Annotated in this window: 3 protein-coding genes; all 3 read right to left on the reverse strand. The window is 67.2% G+C overall.

Annotation, left to right across the window (positions count from 1 at the left end; genetic code table 11):
* Positions 1-828, reverse strand: an 828-nt coding sequence (locus VFL64_RS16995) for a transglutaminase family protein (protein WP_489541563.1), incomplete at its 3' end; no start/stop codon positions are given.
* An 18-nt stretch (positions 829-846) separates the two neighbouring features.
* A complete protein-coding gene (locus VFL64_RS17000; protein WP_489541564.1) occupies positions 847-1,653 on the reverse strand; it encodes a transglutaminase family protein in 807 nt (268 codons plus the stop codon).
* Positions 1,654-1,668: 15 nt separating this feature from the next.
* Complete coding sequence (locus VFL64_RS17005; RefSeq protein WP_489541565.1) at positions 1,669-2,661, reverse strand: alpha-E domain-containing protein; 993 nt, start codon at positions 2,659-2,661, stop codon at positions 1,669-1,671.
* Between the last annotated feature and the right edge of the window lie 105 nt (positions 2,662-2,766).

Raw genomic sequence — 2,766 nt, forward strand, 5'->3', positions numbered from 1 at the left:
GTCCACGGCCCCGGTCACCGGCGCGGCGCCGATCGGCTCCGGAGTGCAGGCCAGCGGGATGTGCCCCTCGCCCGCCAGCAGGCCGGAAGTGGGATCCAGCCCGATCCAGCCGGCGCCCGGTAGATAGACCTCGCACCAGGCATGCAGGTCGGTGAAGTCGACCTCGGTGCCGGAGGGACCGTCCAGGGACTTCACGTCCGGCGCGAGCTGGATGAGGTAGCCCGACACGAAGCGCGCCGCCAGCCCCACGTGCCGCAGCAGCTGCACCAGCAGCCAGCCCGAGTCGCGGCACGAACCCGAGGCGTTGACCAGCGTCTCCTCGGGCGTCTGCACGCCGGGCTCCATGCGGATCAGGTAGCTGATGTCCTTCTGCAGGCGCTGATTGAGCTCGACGAGGAAGTTGGTGGTCTGCTTCTTCTCGCGCGGGATGCTGGCCAGGTACTTCTCGAAGGCCGGCGTGAGCGGCGCCTTGTGGCGATAGGGCTCCAGCTCGGTGGCGAGCGAGGCGTCGTATTCGAAGGGGAAGTGCTCGGCCGCCGGCTCCAGGAAGAAATCGAACGGGTTGAGCACCGACATCTCGGCCACCAGATCGATCTCGATGCGAAACGACGTGGTCTTGTCGGGGAAGACCAGGCGCGCGAGGTAGTTGCTCTGCGGGTCTTGCTGCCAGTTGATGAAGTGGGTGGCCGGCTCCACGCGCATCGAATAGCTCAGGATGCGAGTGCGTGAATGCGGCGCCGGGCGCAGGCGAACCACCTGCGGCCCCAGGTTGATGGGCCGGTCGTAGCGGTAGTGCGTGACGTGGTTGAGCGCAACGTGGATGGACATTCAAGGCTCCAGGGGAGATCAGCAAATGGGGGCAGCGCGGGCTTCGCGAATGTCGATCCGAACCCGCATGGATTCATCGCCACCGCCTTCTCGCACACCACGTATGGGCGAGCAGGCGCTGTAGTCGAGGCCGACGGCCAGGCGCACGTGGCGCTCGTCCATCAGGCAGCCGTGGGTAATGTCGATGCTGAGCCAGCGGTGGGCCTCGGGCTCGACGCACACATCGACCCACGCATGACTGGCCAGCTCGGGTTCGTCCGGCGCATAGAAATAGCCGCTCACATAGCGCACCGGCACACCGTTGGCGCGGCAGGCGGCAATGTAGACGTGGGCGTGGTCCTGGCACACGCCACCACCGAGCGCCCAGGCCTCCTGCGCGCTGGTGCTCACGGTGGTGACGCCCGCCTGGTAGCGCACACGCTGCAGCACCGCGCGGGCCAGGGCCATGGCGGAGCCTTCGTCGACACCATCGGCAAGGTGCACGCGGCCGAGAGCGCGCAGGCGGTCATCGGCAGCGGTCAGTGGCGTGGTCCGCAGGTAGAGCTGCGGCGGCACCGCGTCGTCGGTCAACCAGGGCGAGGCATGCGTCTCCACCGTGCCGCCGGCGCGCACCGCGCTGCCGTAGCTGCGCTTGGCCAGGCTCCAGGTGTGGGCGGTGTTGCCGAAGCCGTCACGCTGCGCGAAGAGCGGCGCGGGGGCGCTCACCGTCCAGTCGTGCACCGTCTGGTGGGCGCTGCCCTGCGGCGTGAGGCACAGCGACTGCAGCGCGTACTGCAGTGGCGCGCTGTAGTCGTAGTGGGTCACGTGTTGGATGGTGAGTTTCATCCAGCACGTGCTCCGTCAGGCTGCGACAGGAACCAGGAAGTCGCGGCTGATGCCTACGCCCAGGGTGCCCACGCGCTCCAGGAACTGGCTCAGGAAGGCATGCAGCCCGGTGGCCAGGATCTCGTCGATGCGGCCGAAGCGCAGGTCCGCCTGCAGGCGGCCGGCGCGTCGCAGGGTGTCATGCGACTGCTCGTTGGCCACGCGCTTGAGGTTGGAGACGACTTCGTCCATGCAGCAGGCCAACGAGCGTGGCATGTCGGTGCGCAGGATCAGCAGCTCGGCCACCTTCTCCGGGCGGATCACGTTGCGGTAGGCCTTGCGGTAGACCTCGAAGCCCGAGACCGAACGCAGGATCGCCGACCAGTGATAGAAGTCGTACTCCTGGTCCTTGCCGGCGAGGCCGTTGCCATTGCCGTTGCCGTTGGCCGCACCGGTGCCGAAGAACTCGCTCTCGACCGCGTGGAACTTCACGTCGAGCATGCGCGCCGTGTTGTCGGCGCGCTCCAGGAAGCTGCCGATGCGCAGGAAGTGGAAGGCCTCGTCCTGCAGCATGGTGCCCACCGTCACGCCGCGCGACAGGTGCGAGCGGAACTTGACCCACTCGAAGGCCTCGCCCGGGTCCTTGAGGAAGGCCTTGCTGCGCAGCATGCGCTGGAACTCCAGCCAGGTCTGGTTCTGCGTCTCCCACACCTCGGTGGTGAGTGCGCCCCGCACGGCGCGGGCGTTCTCGCGTGCGGCCATCAGGCAGCTGTAGATGCTGGAGGGGTTCTTCTCGTCGCTGACCATGTAGGCCATGACCTTCTGTGCGCTGATGTCGCCGTAGCGCTCGTTGTAGTCGTGGGTCAGCTCGGAGATGCTGAGCAGGCCGCGCCAGCCGTTCTCGGCGGCGTCGGCCGATTGAGGCAGCAAGGACGTCTGGTAGTTGACGTCGAGCATGCGCGCGGTGTTCTCGGCACGCTCCATGTAGCGTGCCATCCAGAAGAGGTGGTCGGCGGTTCTAGACAGCATCGCGAACTCCTGTGTGCAACTTGCAGCCGTTCAGCCTGAGGTATCGAAGGCCCGCGCAGGCCGTGCCAGGCTTCGATACCTCAGCCCGAACGGGTGGTGGTGTGC

Origin of the sequence: Rhizobacter sp., assembly GCF_035702065.1 — a bacterium.
GTDB lineage: Bacteria > Pseudomonadota > Gammaproteobacteria > Burkholderiales > Burkholderiaceae_C > Rhizobacter.

Coding starts and splice junctions, on each gene's coding strand:
- VFL64_RS17000 (WP_489541564.1), bottom strand. CDS start 1,653: ATGAAACTCACCATCCAACACGTGACCCACTACGACTACAGCGCGCCA.
- VFL64_RS17005 (WP_489541565.1), bottom strand. CDS start 2,661: ATGCTGTCTAGAACCGCCGACCACCTCTTCTGGATGGCACGCTACATG.